Genomic DNA, 15,580 nt, shown 5'->3' on the forward strand with positions numbered 1-15,580 from the left:
GTTGCGGTTCCGCCGGAGACCTTGTCCGGAACGCACGAGCAGACATGCCCCGACGGTCCGGCAGGACTCGGGCGGGGAGATTCGTATCGGGTTTTTTTGCTAGGGGCCGGTCAGCGCGCTGGCTGACGGCCGGAGAGAATCACCACCACCCGGCAGACGAACGCCACCAGCGCCACCAGGCGCGGGGTTGGGCGGACGACCGGATCATGGCAACCATATGTACGGGGAAAGACCCTGGGAGTATCTGGAGCAACGAACTAGAACGACGCCGGCGGAACCACCGTGGTCCGGGACAGGACCTGCGACTGGGAAATCCACAGCGCCGCGTCGACAAGCGTGGAAACTATACCATCGGACTCGATGGCATGCACATCCCGCCCCTCGTTGTAGCCGTAGGGCACGAGCAGCACGCGGCAGCCGGCCGCCTTGGCCGCCGACGCGTCGTTCATGGAGTCGCCCACCACCACGGCCTCGGCCGGCGTGACGCCCAGCAGTTCGCAGGCGTGCAGCACGGGATCGGGATCCGGTTTCTTGCGGGGGACGCTGTCGCCGCTGACCACGGCGTCGAAATAGGCGCGCAGCCCGATCCGTTCCAGCAGCGGGCCGGTGAATTCGGCCGGCTTGTTGGTCACGACCGCGATGCGCAGGCCCTGCGCCTTCATGGCCTGCAAGCCCTCGAGCACGCCGTCGAAGATGCGGGCGGTCTCGCCGTTGACCTCCTGGTAGGCATCGCGGAAGACGTCCAGCGCCTCGGGAAAACGTTCCTGCTCGGCGCGGCCGTCCAGGCTGCCCGACAGCGCGCGGTGCACCAGGTTCTCCATGCCCTTGCCGACGAAGGTGGCAATGACGTCCTCGCGCAGCGGCACCAGGCCGAACTCGACCCGCATGATGTTCGCGGCGCGCGCCAGGTCGGGCACGGAATCCACCAGGGTCCCGTCGAGGTCGATCAGTACGGCGCGAAAACTCATGCTGGCTCCTTGCTTCCCGGGTTCGGGCTCAGGCGTAGGACGCGTCGCCCTTGGCGATCTGCGCACGCATTTCCTTGATGACGGCCGCGTAGTCGGGCTTGCCGAAGATCGCCGATCCGGCAACGAAGGTATCGGCGCCCGCCGCGCGGATGGCGGCGATGTTGTCGGCCTTCACCCCGCCGTCGACCTCCAGCGCGATGGCGCGGCCGGTTTCCGCCTGCCAGCGGTCCAGCCGGGCGCGCGCCTGGCGCAGCTTGTCCAGCGTGGACGGCAGGAAGCTCTGGCCGCCGAAGCCGGGGTTGACCGACATCAGCAGCACGATGTCCAGCTTGTCCATCACGTAATCCATCCAGTCCAGGGGCGTGGCGGGATTGAACACCAGCCCGGCCTGACAGCCGTGGTCGCGGATCAGCGCCAGGGTGCGGTCGACGTGGCGCGAAGCCTCGGGATGGAAGGTGATGACGTCGGCGCCGGCCTTGGCGAACATGGGGATCAGCGCATCCACGGGCTCCACCATCAGGTGCACGTCGATGGGCACCTGCACGTGGGGGCGGATGGCCTCGCAGACCATGGGGCCAATGGTCAGATTGGGCACGTAATGGTTGTCCATCACGTCGAAATGTATCCAATCCGCACCGGCGGCCACGACATTGCGCACCTCTTCCCCCAAGCGGGCGAAATCGGCGGATAGAATGCTGGGGGCGATACGCGTGGAAGCGGGCCCGGAAATGGTGAAGGCTGGCATAAGATATTCCGTTTACAGGAGCAAGCCGCGGGACATCCCAGCGGACGCCGAGCCCGCGGATGCCGGCCCGGCCGGATGCCTCCCATTGTAGAAGCTTGTCAGACCCCTATGGCGCACGCATGAAATCTCATGAACTGACGGTTACCGTACAGCCCCGCTACCTGGCCGACCAATCCGATCCGGGCAAGCGGCAGTACGTCTTTGCGTACACCATCCGCATCACCAACAGCGGATCCGAACCCGCCCAGCTGATCAGCCGTCACTGGATCATCACCGACGGCAACCAGCAGGAACAGGAAGTCCGGGGCCTGGGTGTCGTGGGCCAGCAGCCCTTGCTGCAGCCCGGAGAAAGCTTCGAATACACCAGCGGGTGCCCGCTCTCGACGCCGGTCGGCACCATGCGCGGCACCTACCACTGCGTCGGCGAGAACGGCATGCCCTTCGAGGTCGACATCCCCGAATTCGTCCTGGCCATGCCCCGTACGCTGCACTGATGAGCGCCCCTACTCCTCGCCGGCATCTGTCCCAGAACGCAACGGTGGGGACACAGGATGCAGCGGATCCGGCTTTGCCGGTCCGCTCGCATCGCCCCCTGGGGGGCGCGCGGAGCGCGTAGGGGGGGGATTGACCCTACCTCGCATGGTCCACACCACGATGAAGACGAGTATGGAAAGCGCCAGGAGCGCTTCCAGCAGGAGCAACCACATAATGTCCCTTCGCGAGTTCATTGCCAGAAACTGGCATTGCCGCCAATTTAACCGCTTCCCCCTGCCCGCGCTTGCCCTGGCCGCGGCCGTGGCCGGCTGCGCGCAGCCGGCCGGCACGGTGCAGCCCCAGCAGGACGCGGGCGCGGCGCCGTCCCAGCCCGCCGTGACCGCCCCGCCGGCCACGGCCGCACCCGCGCCGGTACCCGACAGCGCCCGGCCGCTGCCCCCGCCGGTCCCCCGCCCGTCCAGCAAGCCGGCCTTGCAGAGCAGCAAGCACTTCGTGCGAGGATCCTGGCAGCAGTTGCCCGGCTGGCGGACCGATACGGTCGAGGCCATATGGCGGCCGTTCCTGGCCAACTGCCGGTCCATCATCCTGCGCACCGGCCGGCCGGTCTCGAATACCGCCCCGCCCATGGCCGATCCGTATGCCTGGCAGCAGGCGTGCGCCGCCGCGCGCGACCTGCCGCCCACGCCCTCGGCCGACCAGGTGCGCGCGTTCATGGAACACTGGCTGCAGCCCTGGTCGGTGCGCGGCCCTGGCAGCGAAGTCGCCTCCGGCCTGGCCACGAGCTACTACGAGCCCCTGGTCCACGCCTCGCGCGAGCGCGGCGGCGCCTATCAGTGGCCGCTGTACGCGGTCCCGGCCGATCTGCTGACCATAGACCTGGGCGGCCTGTATCCGGAGCTGGTGGGCAAGCGCGTGCGGGGCAAGCTTGACGGCAAGCGCGTCGTTCCCTACGACACCCGCGGCGAGATCGAGCGGCCCGAACGCCAGCCGCCGGCCATCGTCTGGGTCAACGACCCGGTCGACGCCTTCTTCCTGCAGGTGCAGGGCACGGGCCGCGCGGTGCTGGACACCGGCCCCGGCCAGGGCAGCACCATACGCGTGGCCTATGCCGACCACAACGGCCATCCCTACGTGTCGATCGGCAAGTGGCTGATCGACAAGGGGGAACTGACGCTGGCGCAGGCCTCGATGCAGGGCATACGGGCCTGGGCCCAGCGCAACCCGGCGCGCGTCAAGGAAATGCTCAACGCCAACCCGGCGGTGGTGTTCTTCCGCGAGGAAGCCGTGGCCGATCCGTCCGAGGGCCCGCGCGGCGCCATGGGGCTGCCCCTGACACCCCATCGTTCGCTGGCCGTGGATCCGTCCATCGTGCCGCTGGGCAGCCCGGTGTTCCTGTCGACGACCCAGCCGGCCTCGCGCCAACCCATGAACGTCGTGGCCCTGGCCCAGGACACCGGCACGGCCATCAAGGGCCCGGCCCGGGTGGATCTGTTCTGGGGATTCGGCGACGAGGCCGGGGAAATGGCCGGCCGCATGAAGCAGCCGACCCGGCTGTGGGTGCTGTGGCCGAAGAACGAAGGGGTGCCGGCGCCCGCGCGCTAACTCTTGCGCCGCCGGGCGCGCGCCGGCTGCACGTCGGCGCGCAGGCCGCGCGCCTCCTGCTCGAACGCTTCGTACAGCCGCTGGGCCGGGACGGTCAGCGGCGCGTCGGCCCGCGCCACCAGGTGGATCGTGGTCGCGGGCAGATCGTCCGCGATGGGCAGGGCCACGAGATTCATCGCCGGACCATGCCGCTGGAAGAATCCCTCGGGCACGACGCCCAGGATGTCCAGGTCCGGCAGGATGGCCAGCAGCGTGGAGAACGACTCGCACTCCAGGTGCACGTCGGGCGCGGGCAACCCGCGCGACTCGAAGTCCATCCGCCGCGGGTCGCCCGGCCCGCCCGCCGGTCCCGTCAGTACCCAGGCCGCCTGGGCCAGGTCGGCCAGCCGGGTACGGTCCGCCAGCGGATGGCCGCGGCGGGCGGCGATCAGGTTCCGGCTCGTGAAGATGGGGTGGATGGCCAGGTCGCGGCGCGCGCCTTCCACCGGCAGCGGCCCGATCGCCAGGTCCAGTTCCCCGGCGCGCAATTGCGCGAACATGCGCGGATACAGCGTATCGACCAGCCGGATCCGCACCTGCGGCCAGCGCGCCCGGAAGCGCGCCAGGGCGCCGGGCCCCAGCAGGATGGCGCCGCCGGGCGACAAGCCCACGGTGACGCTGGCCTGGGCATGCTCGGTGTGCCAGGCGATCTCCTCGCGCGCGCGCCCCAGTTCGCGCATCACGGTGGCCGCGCGGGCGGCCAGCATCTCGCCCGCGGGCGCCAGCCGCACGCCCTTGGCCGTGCGCAGCACCAGCGTGGTCCCGAACTCGTCTTCCAACTGTCGCAGCGATTTGGTCAAGGCCGGCTGCGAGACGTGAAGCGTCTCGGCCGACGCGCGCAGGCTGCCGGTCTGGGCCAGCACGAGCAGGAGCTGCAATTGTTGGAGGCGCATCGTCCGGAGGGTGATAACCCCAAGTAATCGATATCAAAAAAAGCGAAGAGCCTGTCCGCGCCGCGAAGCCTAGGATTGTCCGTAACGAGAACGGCCAAACCTTACTCCGGGAGTCGCAATTGTCCAAGCGCGTGAAGAACATTCTCTTCATCATGTGCGACCAGCTCAGGGCCGACTACCTGTCGTGCTACGGGCACGAGCGCCTGATGACCCCCAACCTGGACCGCCTCGCCGCGCGCGGCGTATTGTTCGAGCGGGCCTACGTGCAATCGCCGGTCTGCGGCCCCTCGCGCATGAGCTACTACACCGGGCGCTACGTCCAGTCCCATGGCGCGAGCTGGAACTTCGTGCCGCTCAAGGCCGGCGAGATGACCCTGGGCGATCACCTGCGGCCGCTGGGCGTGCGCTCGGTGCTGGTGGGCAAGACGCACATGCGGGCCGACCTGGCCGGCATGTCCCGGCTGGGCATAGACCCGGACTCGACGGTGGGCGTGCGGATAGGCGAATGCGGCTTCGATCCCTACGAACGCGACGACGGCATCCACCCCTACTCGGGCCACGACCCCGACCCCGCCTACAACGACTACCTGCGGCGCAACGGCTGCGACGGCGACAACCCCTGGGAAGCCTGGGCCAACACCGGCACCGACAGCGATGGCCAGGCGCGCTCGGGCTGGTTCCTGAAGTACTCGCGGCTGCCCGCCCGCGTTCCCGAGCAGCACTCCGAAACGCCCTACATGACCCGGCGGGCCATGGACTTCATGCGCGAGGCCGGCGAACAGCCCTGGTGCCTGCACCTGTCGTACATCAAGCCGCACTGGCCCTACATCGTGCCCGAGCCCTACGCCTCGATGTACGGTCCGCAGGACGTGCCGCCGGTAGCGCGCAGCGAGGCCGAGCGCCAGGATCCGCATCCGGTGTACGCCGCCATGATGAAGCACCGCGTGTCGCGCACCTTCTCGCAGGACGGCGTGCGCGAGGCGGTGATTCCCGCCTACATGGGACTGATCAAGCAGATCGACGATCAGATGGGCGTGCTGTTCTCGTTCATGGAGGAAGCGGGCCTGATGGACTCGACCATGATCGTGTTCACGTCCGATCACGGCGACTACCTGGGCGATCACTGGATGGGGGAAAAGGACCTGTTCCACGAGCCCGTCATCCGCGTGCCGCTGATCGTGTACGACCCCGACGCCCGGGCCGACGCCACGCGCGGCACCCGCTGCGCCGACCTGGTCGAGGCGGTGGACCTGGCCCCCACTTTCCTTGACGTCTGTGGCGGCGCGCCGGTGCCGCACGTCATGGACGGCCGTTCGCTGCGCCCGCTGCTGTTCGGCCAGCGCCCGGCGGACTGGCGGCGGGAAGTGGTGTGCGAGTACGACTACGCGTTCCAGGACGCCCGCATCGAACTGGGCACCGCCCCGCGCGACGCGTGGATGCGCATGATCTTCGACGGGCGCTGGAAATACGTGCTGTTCGAGGGCTACCGGCCCATGCTGTTCGACCTCGCATCCGATCCCGACGAGTTCATGGACCTGGGCGCGTCGCCGGCGCCCGAACACGAAGAAGCGCGGCGGCGCCTGCACGAGGCGCTGTTCCGATGGGCGCTGCGGCCCCGCCAGCGCGTGACCGTGCCGGACGCCGCGATCGAATCGGTGGAAGTCCAGCCCCGCATTTCCGAGGGCGGCATCCTGATCGGCTACTGGGACGAGGACGATCTGGCCCGCGCCCGGCAGTCGTTCAAGCCCCGGTTCTCGTCCACCAACCCGCTCGTCCGGTCGACTCTCGACCGCCTGACGGGCAAGCAGGGAGCCCCGCAATGAGAAACGAAACGCCCGACATCACCCGCGCCCACACCGGCATCGACGGCGTGTCGTGGAACATCCTCGGCCAGGTGTACGTGCCCAAGCAGATGTCCGAGGACAGCTTCTCGTGGCACGCCACCTTCCCGGTCGAGACCTTCGTGCCGCCGCACATGCATCCCCACCAGGACGAGTACATCTTCGTGCTGGCCGGCCGCATCGACCTCATCCTGGACGGCAGGAAGCAGACCGCCGGCGCGGGCGACCTGGTGCGCATGCCGCGCGGCATCCCGCACGCCTTCTACAACAACTCCGGCGCCCCCGCGACGGCGTTGTTCTGGGCGGCCCCCTCGGGCAAGCTGGTCGAGCTCTACCAGCGCATCCACAATATGTCGAACCCGGCCGAGGTCGTGCAGACGGCCCGCGAATACGACGTCGTCTTCCTGCCGCCGGTCTCGGCCGCCGCCTGAAACCACCCCGGTTGCCTCTTCCTCGGAGTGCCCAGCCATGCCCCTGTTACGTAGCGTATTCGCGGCCCTGCTGACGGCCGCCCTGGCCGCGGGTCCGGCCTGTGCCCAGGACTACCCGTCCCGGCCGATGCGCATCATCGTGCCCCTGCCCCCCGGCAGTCCGCCCGACGTGCTGGCGCGCCTGGTGGGCGAACGCCTGCAGGCGGCCTGGCACCAGCCCGTGGTGGTCGAGAACCGGCCCGGGGCCACCGGCATGATCGGACTGGCGGCCGTGGCGCAGGCCCAGCCCGACGGCTACACCATGGGCATGATGTTCCTGACCCATACGGTGCTGCCCGCGCTGTTCGGCAAGGTGCCCTATGACACCGCCAACGCCTTCGCGCCCATCTCCAACCTGGTCTGGATCTACAACGTGCTGACCGTGCCGCAGGGATCGGACATCGCCACGCTGGACCAGCTGATCGCGCGGGCCAGGAATGCCCGTGGCACCGTCACCTACGCATCGGGTGGCAACGGCTCTCCGGCGCACCTGATCGGCGAAGGCTTCGCGCAATTCGTCGGCGCGCAGATGCTGCACGTGCCCTACAAGGGGCCGGCCGAGGCGGTGCAAGGCTTGCTGTCGGGCGACGTCTCGGCCATGTTCGCGACCTCGTCGGTGGCCGTGCCGCTGGTCAAGGCGGGCAAGTTGCGCGCGCTGGCGGTGACCAGCCCCACGCGCCTGGCCACGCTGCCCGACGTCCCCACGCTGGAGGAAAGCGGCGTGCGCGGCTTCAGGATGAAGGAATGGGAAGGCCTGGTCGCACCGGCCGGCACGCCGGCCGCGGTGATCGCCAAGTGGCATGACGAACTGGCCCGCATCATGGCGCAGCCCGAGGTGCTCAAGCAGGTTCGCGAACTGGGCATGACGCCCGCCGACCCTCACACGTCGGCGGAATTCGGGACGCTGATCCGGTCCGAGCTGGACACCTGGACCCGGTTCATCGCCAAGGCCGGCCTGCGCCCCAATTGAACGCCGGTGCCGGCCTGGCCTGCGGATGCTAGCTGGCCTTGCCCAGGGAATCGAGTTTCTGGCGCAGCCGTTCGGCGGGAATCGCGCCGCCCACCCGGGTGTCGTCGCCGAAGATGATGGTGGGAGTGCCGGTTACCTGCAGCTTCTTGCCCAGCGCCAGCAATTCCTTGAGCGGCGCGTCGCAGGTGCCGGCCTTGGGCGCCTTGCCGTTCAGCATCCATTCGTCCCACGCCTTGCCCTTGTCGGGCGCGCACCAGACCGCCTGCGACTTGACGGTGGAATCGGGCGACAGGATGGGATAGAGGAAGGTATAGATGGTGACGTTGTCGATGCCTTCCATCGACCGGCGCAACTGCTTGCAATAGCCGCAGTTGGGGTCCTCGAACAACGCGATGCGCCGCGAACCGTTGCCGCGCACCTGCTTGATGGCCAGGTTCAGCGGCAGCTCGTCGAACTTCACGGCCAGCAGTTGTTCCTTGCGTTCTCGCGTCACGTTCTTGCGGGTCGAAGCGTCGATCAGGTTGCCGTCCAGCACGAAGCTGACTTTCTCGTCGGTGTAGACCAGCTCGCCGCCGATGCGCACCTCGTACAACCCGTAGGGCGTGCGGGACACGCCTTCGACGCCCACTTCGCCGAAACGCTGCACGAAGCGCTGCTTGACCGCTTCCTCGGTGGTGGGGGCGTTCTTGTTCGCCGCTTGCGCCCACGCCATGGACACGGGCGCGGCCATGGCCGCGGTCAGCAACAGGGAAGTCAGCATGCGTTTCATCGAATCTCCTAAACAATCGGACCGCGCCCGTCAGGCGCGAGTTCCTGTACCCGAAGCGCCATTCACCAGCATACGCTTGAGCAGGGGCATACGGTCCACCAGATCCAGCCCGGCGTTGCGCAGCCACGCGACCGGCGCCGCCTGGGTACCGAACAGATGGAACAGCCCGTCGGTGACTGCGCGCATGGCCAGCAGCGGTTCCGCGCGCGACCGCTGGTAGCGGCGCAGCAGACGCGGATCGTCGACGGGCCGGAACGGCTCGCGGCCGCCCAGCACCTGCGCCAGCGCCTTCACGTCTCCCAGGCCCAGGTTCAGGCCCTGCCCGGCCAGCGGATGCACCACGTGGGCGGCATCGCCCAGCAGGACGACGCCCCGGTGGGCGAGCTGGGAGCAGTGTTGCAGGACCAGCGGAAAGCCGAACAGCGGACCGCGCACGCGCAACGCGCCCAGCCGGCCCCCGGTGGCCGCGGCCAGCCGGGCCTGCAGCGCATGCGCGCGGTCCGGCTCGGGCAGCGCCAGCAAGGCGGCGGCCTGTGCGGCTGGCATCGACCATACCATCGAGACCTGCGGCCCATCCTGGGTGTCGGGCATGGGCAGCAGGGCCAGGATGCCATCGGGCGTGAACCATTGGCAGGCGCATTCCTGGTGCGGCAGCTCCGCGCTCAGGTGCGTGACGACGCCGGTCGCCCCATAGGCCGATCGCTGGGCGGACAGCCCCGCGGCCTCGCGCAATGTCGAGTCGGCCCCGTCGGCCGCCACCGCCAGCCGCGCCCGCAGGGCCTGGCCGCCGGAGGTCCGCAGGGTCACGCCTTCTCCGTCGCGCCCGGCTTCGAGCCCGACGAAATCTTCCGTGGTCCAGCGTATGCCGGACCACTGCACCGCCTGCCGCAGGACCCGCTCCAGTTCACGCGATTCGGCGATCCAGGCCAGGTGGTCGCAACCGGCCTGCCACGCAGACAGATCCAGCCGGCCGGGGCGATCGCCCCAGGCGGGCCGGTCGCCCAGGATTTCCATGCGCCGCACGCCGGTGATGCGCTCGGCCGGCAGGGCATCCCAGATCCCGAGATCCGCCAGCAGGTCGCGGCTGGCCGGCGACAGCGCGTAGACGCGCGGATCGAAGCTGCCCGCCTCGGGTGCCGGCAAGGGCGCACGCGGCCCGAGCAGGCCCACGCGCAGCCCCTGGCGGACCAGCGCGAGCGCGGCGGCCAGCCCGGCGATGCCGGTGCCGACGACGAGGATGTCCGCTTGGGAAGAAGTGGCTTGGATCATGGCTGGAACGACGTTACAGGCGCCAGTGTACAGCGCCGGACTCAGCCTTCCGCCGCCTGGTCCTGCAATTGCCGGTAGTAGTGGGTCAGCACTTCCTGGCCCGTACGCACGCGCCGGTTGCTGGGGCAGGGAAAGCGCAGCACCACGTCGAGCCGCTTGGGATCCACGGGCTCGATCACGGCCAGCGGCTCGCTGGCGGGCAGCGCGATCAGGTAGGCGCCCTCGATGTGCCGGAAATGCACGTCGGCCTGTTCCAGCCAGGGCTCGCACACTTCCCTGCCCGCCCGCAGCAGCCGCTCCTGGGCCGCCGGAATGTCGTCCCCCGGCTCCAGCGGCACCCGCACCGACTCGAGCACGAAGGTGCCCATGGCCGAGATCGTGCGCACGGGATTGAGCAGCAGCATCATGTTGGGGAAGCGGCAGACGCGGCCCGTGACCAGGCCCGACGACGTCTGCTCCAGCAGCGCGGTCGTGAACAGATCGATGGTCAGCACCTCGCCCTTCATGCCGCCGATCTCGATCACGTCGCCCACCGAGTAGGTCCGCTGGGTCGCACGCATCAGCGAGCCCAGGGCGCTCATCACGTATTCCTTGCTGGCAATGGCCACCGCCGCCGCCAGCGCCGCCACCGACAGCGCGAAATGGCGCAGTTGGCCGCCCCAGATGAACAGCATCAGCAGCATCGTCACGATGACGATGGAGTTGCGCACGGTCAGGTAGCTGGTGCGGCGCTCTTCGGTCGAGCCCGAGCCCTTGCCCCGGTAATAGCGCGTGGTGGCGCGCGTGGCGAACATGGCGGCGAACAGCACCACCAGCGACACCACGAGCTGGGCGGGAGTGTCGGAGGCGGTGAACCACGCCACCAGCCGGTCCCAGAGCGAAACGATGACATCCATGAAGCGAAAAGGCATGCGCCTGAATGAGCGATCACGCCATTCTACGTTGGCACCGGCCACATGCGCGGTGTATGGTGACGCCTGGGCGCATCGTCGCCCAGGCGGTGCGCCCTGCAAGCGGCGTGCCCCACCCGGGAAGCGGCCGCGCCGCTCTCCCGTGCCCGACCGCGTCTCGCGACGCACTCCCTTCGAGCCCCGCCCCGGCCGTTCGCGGCCACGCAGCAAACGGCGGCGGACTCGTCCAACCCCACTCCGAATGGCAACCCGTCATTGAGGATGTCCCGCCGCATGCGCGCCATGCGGCCTGGTGCAATAAGGAGAACGCATCGATGTTCAAGACCCGTCATATCGCTCCCCTCGCCTTCGCCCTCGCAGCCGCTCCCGCCTGGGCGCAGGCGCCGCTGAAAACCGACGGCAAGTGGCGCGGCTCCATCAATGCCGGCGCCAGCCTGGCTTCCGGCAACACCGACTCCACGTCGTTCAACCTGGGCGCCAACGCGGGCCGCGCCACGGACCTGGACCGCCTGAACTTCACGCTGACCGCGCTCTACGGCACCAAGAAGGAAAACGGCAGCAGCAGCGAAACCGCCAACCTGCTGCGCATGGGCGGCAAGTACGACCGCGACATCACCGACCGGACCTTCGGCTTCGGCTCGCTGGACATCGAACACGACAAGCTGCAGGAACTGGACATGCGCGGCGTCGCGGCGGCAGGCGTCGGGCGGCACATCATCAAGACCGAGAAGACGATCTTCGACCTGTTCACCGGCCTGGCCTACAACCACGAACGCTTCACCACCGAGACCCGCAATTCGACCGAACTGCTGCTGGGGGAAGAGTCCACCCACATGATCTCGGACACGACCTCGCTCAACCAGCGCCTGGCGCTCTACCCCAACATCAGCGACGGCGGCGAGTACCGCATCCAGTTCGACGCCGGCATCACCACGTCCATCACGAAGAAGATCGAGCTCAAGGTCACGCTGTCGAACCGCTACATGAGCAATCCGCAGCCGGGGGTGAAGAAGTCGGACACGCTGCTGTTGACGAACATCGGCTACCGCTTTGAATGAATAGCCCCCCTACGCCCTTCGGGCGCCCCCCAGGGCGCCGCGGATCCGGCTTTGCCGGTCCGCCAGCGCCGCCCCCTTGAGGGGGAGCGGCCGAAGGCCGCATGGGGGTGGGCTTCCCTAGAGACCGCGCTCGTCCAGGGGGGAGGGACTGACGTAGGCCCTGATGGTGTGGTTCAGCACGCCCGCGGGGGCCAGGTCGTTCAGGTCGAACGCGCCACGGACGCCGTTGAACTTCACGGCGAAACTCCTGCCGTTGACGTCGAAGCGCACGGTTTCGCCGTACTGCACGTTGATGTAGCGCGTGCCGTCGTTCAACGCGATGGCGCGTTCGGCGCTCTCGACGGTGACCGGCGAACCCAGCAGATCCGGGCGGACCGACGCGGCATGGGCCGAGACGCTTGCCAGGCCGATCAGCGCCGCGGCGACGAAGGAAAAGACTTGGACTTTCATGACGGGTACTCCAGGATCTGGTCAGGCGCGCGGCCGGGCCGGGGATGCGGCCCCGGCCGGCTCGCGGCGCGGCTTACAGGTTGTTCGGGTATTCGCCCGGGCCGCCCGCGCGGCGGGCCAGCTCGGCGCGCTTGAGCTCTTCGACCACCTGGGCCCGGCTGACCGGCGCGGCCTTCTGGGCCGTTTCGTCGGGGAAGCCTTCCTGGCCGTAGACGATGCCGCCATTGGCCTTGGCCTCGGCCAGCTCGGCCAGCACCTGCGCGCGGGTCAATTCATGCGTGGCCGAGATCCCGGGAGGGGGAAAATCGTTGCCGTAGTTGTTGCCCTGGTCGGCATGGGCAGCGGCGCCGATGAGGGAAGCGGCAATCAGGGCGGTATATGCAAAGGTCTTCATGATGAACTCCGTTTTTCTCGTTGATCTTTCAGCCTGAATCAAGGGTATGTGCTAATTGCTTGATTGACTGTGTAGGAATATTGCGCCTTTTGAAGGCATAATTGAAATCAATAAGTCGAATTATTGACATAAGGATTGGATTATGGCTGGCCGCGTGGACCTGAACCTGCTCCTGACCCTGGAGACCCTGCTCAACGAGTTGAACGTCACCAAGGCGGCGGTCAAGCTCAACAGCAGCCAGCCGGCCGTATCCGCGCAACTGGTGCGGCTGCGGCGCATGTTCGACGACCCCTTGCTGATCCCCGGCGCCCGGGGAATGACGCCCACGCCGCGGGCGCTGGAGCTTGCCCCGCGGCTATCCGAACTGCTGGACGGCTTCCGGACGCTGGTCCAGCCTGACCACTTCGACCCCAGGACCGCGCAGGGCGGCATCCTGATCGGCACCAACGACGCGACGCAGTGCCGGCTGGCCAAGTGGTTCGGCAATCTCGCCAATACGGCGCCGGGCGTGCAGATAGGCTTCGTCACGGCGAATCGCTCGACGGTGCCCGACGTCGAGCAGCACATGGCCTCGGGCCAGGTGGATCTGGTCATCTCGCGCCGCTCGGCCTTTCCCGACCGGCTGCACGTGCGCCCGCTGCATGACGAGACCTTCGTCTGCGCCATGCGCTGGGACCATCCCTATCGGAAGAAGCAGATGACGCTCAAGGACTTCATCGCCATGCGGCATGTGATCGTGCTGCCCCTGGGCGGGGAGTTCGACGACGTCACCGACGAAATCCTGAAGGAAATGGGCCTGTCGCGGCAGACCGTGGTGTCGGTGCCGAGCTTTCTCGTGGCCGAGCGCGTGCTGCGCAACACGGACTTCGTCTCGGTGTTTCCGACCTCGCTGGCGCGCGGCATGATGTCCACGCTCAAGAGCTATCCGCTGCCCTACACGCTGCCCAAGTTCGAGTTCGCGATGGCCTGGCACGTCCGCACGCACCTGAGCCCGCTGCACCGCTGGGTGCGGGACCAGATCGCGGAAGAACTGATGGCCGGACGCGAGGAAGACGGCGATCCGATGAGCCAGATCGCCTGGTAGACCGCCCCGCGGCGGCGGGGCCCGCCGCTACGCCCGGTAGCGGGCCAGCAGCGCCCGCAGCGGCGCGGCGTCGTCCTGGCCGCCCGGCAGGAAGGCCAGCACGTAGCGATCGGGCCGGACCAGCATGGCCTGCGCGCCGGCCTCGGCCATCACCCGCGTCAGGACGCCCTCGCAGTCGCGCACGACCAGGCGCTCCGGCGTCTCGGGCCAGGGAAAATCGTCCTGGGCGGCCACCAGCTCGACCCGGCGGACGTCCATCGCGGCCATCCAGCTTTCGACCTCCGGATCCAGCGGCTGGCCCGCCCGGCACAGGCAGGCGAAGCCGGGGCCGAGCGCTTCGTCCAGCAAGCGCCTGCGCCCGCCAGGCCATTCCACGCGGGGCTGCGGCAACAGTTGCCCCGCCTTGATCGCCGTATCGGGCGCCTGGCAGGACACGAAGAAACCCTCCCCGAAACGCGGCTTGGGCTTGAACTTGAGTTGCAGCACATAGTCCCGCGCCGGCGGATACAGGCTGCATAGCTTGAGCGCCCATTGCGCGGCCATGGCCTCCAGCCGCGACTTCGGCTGCATGTAGCGGCCGATGCGTATCGCCATCTCGATCAGCGCCCAGGCGTGCGGCTTGCGTTCCATCTCGTAGGTATCGAGCAGCGCGGGATCGCATCGCCCCTGCACCACGGCATGCAGCTTCCAGGCCAGGTTCGTGGCATCGCGCACGCCGCTGTTCATGCCCTGGCCCGCGAACGGCGGCGTCAGGTGGGCGGCGTCGCCCGCCAGCAGCACCCGCCCCTCGCGCCAGCGTTCGGCCAGGCGGGCATGGAAGGTGTAGACCACCTTGCGGGCGATGGGCAGGTCCTCGTCCAGCGGCTCGCGCTCGCGGATCCAGCCGCGCAGCCGGGCCTCGTCCAGCACGTACTCGGCGGTCTCCCCTTCCTTCAGCATGAATTCGTAGCGCACCGTGCCCTGCGGACCCGGCAGGCGGATGGCCGGACGGACCGGGTCGCAATAGGTCCGGGTATGGCGGAAAGGCGTCTTGCGGTCGAGCAGGTCCACGATCAGCCATTTTTCGGCGAAGGTGTTGCCCGACAACGGAATGCCCAATTGCTCGCGCACGCCGCTGCGGCCGCCGTCGCATGCAACCAGCCAGTCGCAGCTCAGCGTGACCGGCGTGCCGGCATGGTCGACGTCCAGGACCACCCTGTCGCCCGCCTGCTCGAAGCGCCGCAGCTCGTGGCCGAACCGCGTCTCGACGTGCGGGAAGCGCCGCAGGCCGTCGCGCAGCTGCGCCGCCAGCACGGCCTGTCGGAAGGCATTGCGCTTGGGGTAGCCGTACTCGGTCGATTGCGGCTCGATGCGCGCGAACTCGCGCCCCGACCACGAGAAGTAGTGGACCCCATAGCCCTGGACGATGGATGGCAGGATCTGATCGATCAGCCCCGCCGACTGGGCGGTCCGCAGGCTCTCGTCGTCGATCGACACGGCGCGCGGTTCGTCCACCGTCGACGCATTGCGTTCCAGCAGCAGCGTGCGGACGCCGTAGCCCCCGAGCAGGTTCGCAAGGGTCAAGCCGGTCGGGCCGGCACCGAGGACGATGACCGGATAGTGGGAGGTTGCGTGCATGATTG

Annotated in this window: 16 protein-coding genes; 7 read left to right on the forward strand and 9 right to left on the reverse strand. The window is 68.5% G+C overall.

Annotated features, from left to right (window positions below):
* Nucleotides 1-257 precede the first annotated feature (257 nt).
* Together WKR98_RS00115 and rpe are read right to left on the reverse strand one after the other, a co-directional pair.
* On the reverse strand, nt 258-968 hold the full coding sequence (locus WKR98_RS00115; protein ID WP_341431667.1) for a phosphoglycolate phosphatase: 711 nt from the start codon (nt 966-968) through the stop codon (nt 258-260).
* Between the two features lie 28 nt (nt 969-996).
* Nucleotides 997-1,713 carry a ribulose-phosphate 3-epimerase gene (rpe, locus tag WKR98_RS00120; RefSeq protein ID WP_341431668.1) on the reverse strand — a complete coding sequence of 239 codons (717 nt, stop codon included), beginning with the start codon at nt 1,711-1,713 and terminating at the stop codon, nt 997-999.
* Between the two features lie 119 nt (nt 1,714-1,832).
* Between rpe and apaG the strand changes: the two genes are divergently transcribed.
* Both apaG and mltA read left to right on the forward strand, forming a co-directional pair.
* On the forward strand, nt 1,833-2,207 hold the full coding sequence (apaG, locus tag WKR98_RS00125; protein WP_124691271.1) for a Co2+/Mg2+ efflux protein ApaG: 375 nt from the start codon (nt 1,833-1,835) through the stop codon (nt 2,205-2,207).
* Nucleotides 2,208-2,421: 214 nt separating this feature from the next.
* The gene (gene mltA, locus WKR98_RS00130) at nt 2,422-3,810 is read left to right on the forward strand and encodes a murein transglycosylase A (protein WP_124691272.1); all 1,389 of its coding nucleotides are present in this window, start codon (nt 2,422-2,424) and stop codon (nt 3,808-3,810) included.
* Here the strand turns inward: mltA and WKR98_RS00135 are convergent.
* Nucleotides 3,807-4,742, reverse strand: coding sequence for a LysR family transcriptional regulator (locus tag WKR98_RS00135; RefSeq protein ID WP_341431669.1), 936 nt, complete (start codon nt 4,740-4,742; stop codon nt 3,807-3,809). The two genes, mltA and WKR98_RS00135, sit on opposite strands and share 4 nt — an antisense overlap.
* A gap of 119 nt (nt 4,743-4,861) precedes the next feature.
* On the opposite strand from WKR98_RS00135, the gene WKR98_RS00140 reads away from it, so the two are divergent.
* The 3 genes from WKR98_RS00140 to WKR98_RS00150 are packed head-to-tail and all read left to right on the forward strand — an operon-like array spanning nt 4,862 to nt 8,023.
* A complete protein-coding gene (locus WKR98_RS00140) occupies nt 4,862-6,565 on the forward strand; it encodes an alkaline phosphatase family protein (protein ID WP_341431670.1) in 1,704 nt (567 codons plus the stop codon).
* Nucleotides 6,562-7,014, forward strand: a complete 453-nt coding sequence (locus tag WKR98_RS00145) for a cupin domain-containing protein (protein ID WP_124691275.1) — start codon at nt 6,562-6,564, stop codon at nt 7,012-7,014. Before WKR98_RS00140 ends, WKR98_RS00145 begins: the two co-directional genes overlap by 4 nt.
* Nucleotides 7,015-7,051: 37 nt before the next feature.
* Nucleotides 7,052-8,023 (forward strand): Bug family tripartite tricarboxylate transporter substrate binding protein, encoded by a 972-nt coding sequence (locus WKR98_RS00150; RefSeq protein ID WP_341431671.1) that lies wholly within the window; start codon nt 7,052-7,054, stop codon nt 8,021-8,023.
* 28 nt (nt 8,024-8,051) lie between these two features.
* Here the strand turns inward: WKR98_RS00150 and WKR98_RS00155 are convergent, their stop codons facing one another.
* From WKR98_RS00155 to WKR98_RS00165, 3 genes are read right to left on the reverse strand one after another with little or no spacing between them, the layout of a single operon-like run.
* Nucleotides 8,052-8,792, reverse strand: coding sequence for a DsbC family protein (locus WKR98_RS00155; protein WP_124691277.1), 741 nt, complete (start codon nt 8,790-8,792; stop codon nt 8,052-8,054).
* Between the two features lie 30 nt (nt 8,793-8,822).
* Complete coding sequence (locus WKR98_RS00160) at nt 8,823-10,061, reverse strand: FAD-dependent monooxygenase (protein ID WP_341431672.1); 1,239 nt, start codon at nt 10,059-10,061, stop codon at nt 8,823-8,825.
* 41 nt (nt 10,062-10,102) lie between these two features.
* Nucleotides 10,103-10,957 carry a mechanosensitive ion channel family protein gene (locus WKR98_RS00165; protein ID WP_341431673.1) on the reverse strand — a complete coding sequence of 285 codons (855 nt, stop codon included), beginning with the start codon at nt 10,955-10,957 and terminating at the stop codon, nt 10,103-10,105.
* Between the two features lie 329 nt (nt 10,958-11,286).
* Between WKR98_RS00165 and WKR98_RS00170 the strand changes: the two genes are divergently transcribed.
* Complete coding sequence (locus tag WKR98_RS00170; RefSeq protein WP_161567934.1) at nt 11,287-12,030, forward strand: DUF481 domain-containing protein; 744 nt, start codon at nt 11,287-11,289, stop codon at nt 12,028-12,030.
* Nucleotides 12,031-12,147: 117 nt separating this feature from the next.
* Here the strand turns inward: WKR98_RS00170 and WKR98_RS00175 are convergent, their stop codons facing one another.
* Together WKR98_RS00175 and WKR98_RS00180 are read right to left on the reverse strand one after the other, a co-directional pair.
* Entirely contained in the window at nt 12,148-12,480 is a 333-nt protein-coding gene (locus WKR98_RS00175) for a CzcE family metal-binding protein (RefSeq protein WP_341431675.1), read from the reverse strand.
* 73 nt (nt 12,481-12,553) lie between these two features.
* A complete protein-coding gene (locus WKR98_RS00180) occupies nt 12,554-12,874 on the reverse strand; it encodes a DUF4148 domain-containing protein (protein WP_124691282.1) in 321 nt (106 codons plus the stop codon).
* A gap of 142 nt (nt 12,875-13,016) precedes the next feature.
* On the opposite strand from WKR98_RS00180, the gene WKR98_RS00185 reads away from it, so the two are divergent.
* On the forward strand, nt 13,017-13,958 hold the full coding sequence (locus WKR98_RS00185) for a LysR family transcriptional regulator (RefSeq protein WP_341431676.1): 942 nt from the start codon (nt 13,017-13,019) through the stop codon (nt 13,956-13,958).
* A 27-nt stretch (nt 13,959-13,985) separates the two neighbouring features.
* On the opposite strand, the gene WKR98_RS00190 is transcribed toward WKR98_RS00185, so the two are convergent.
* Nucleotides 13,986-15,575 carry a bifunctional 3-(3-hydroxy-phenyl)propionate/3-hydroxycinnamic acid hydroxylase gene (locus WKR98_RS00190; protein ID WP_341431677.1) on the reverse strand — a complete coding sequence of 530 codons (1,590 nt, stop codon included), beginning with the start codon at nt 15,573-15,575 and terminating at the stop codon, nt 13,986-13,988.
* Nucleotides 15,576-15,580: the final 5 nt, after the last annotated feature.

This window comes from Pigmentiphaga sp. YJ18 (assembly GCF_038066655.1).
Taxonomy (GTDB): Bacteria; Pseudomonadota; Gammaproteobacteria; order Burkholderiales; family Burkholderiaceae_B; genus Pigmentiphaga.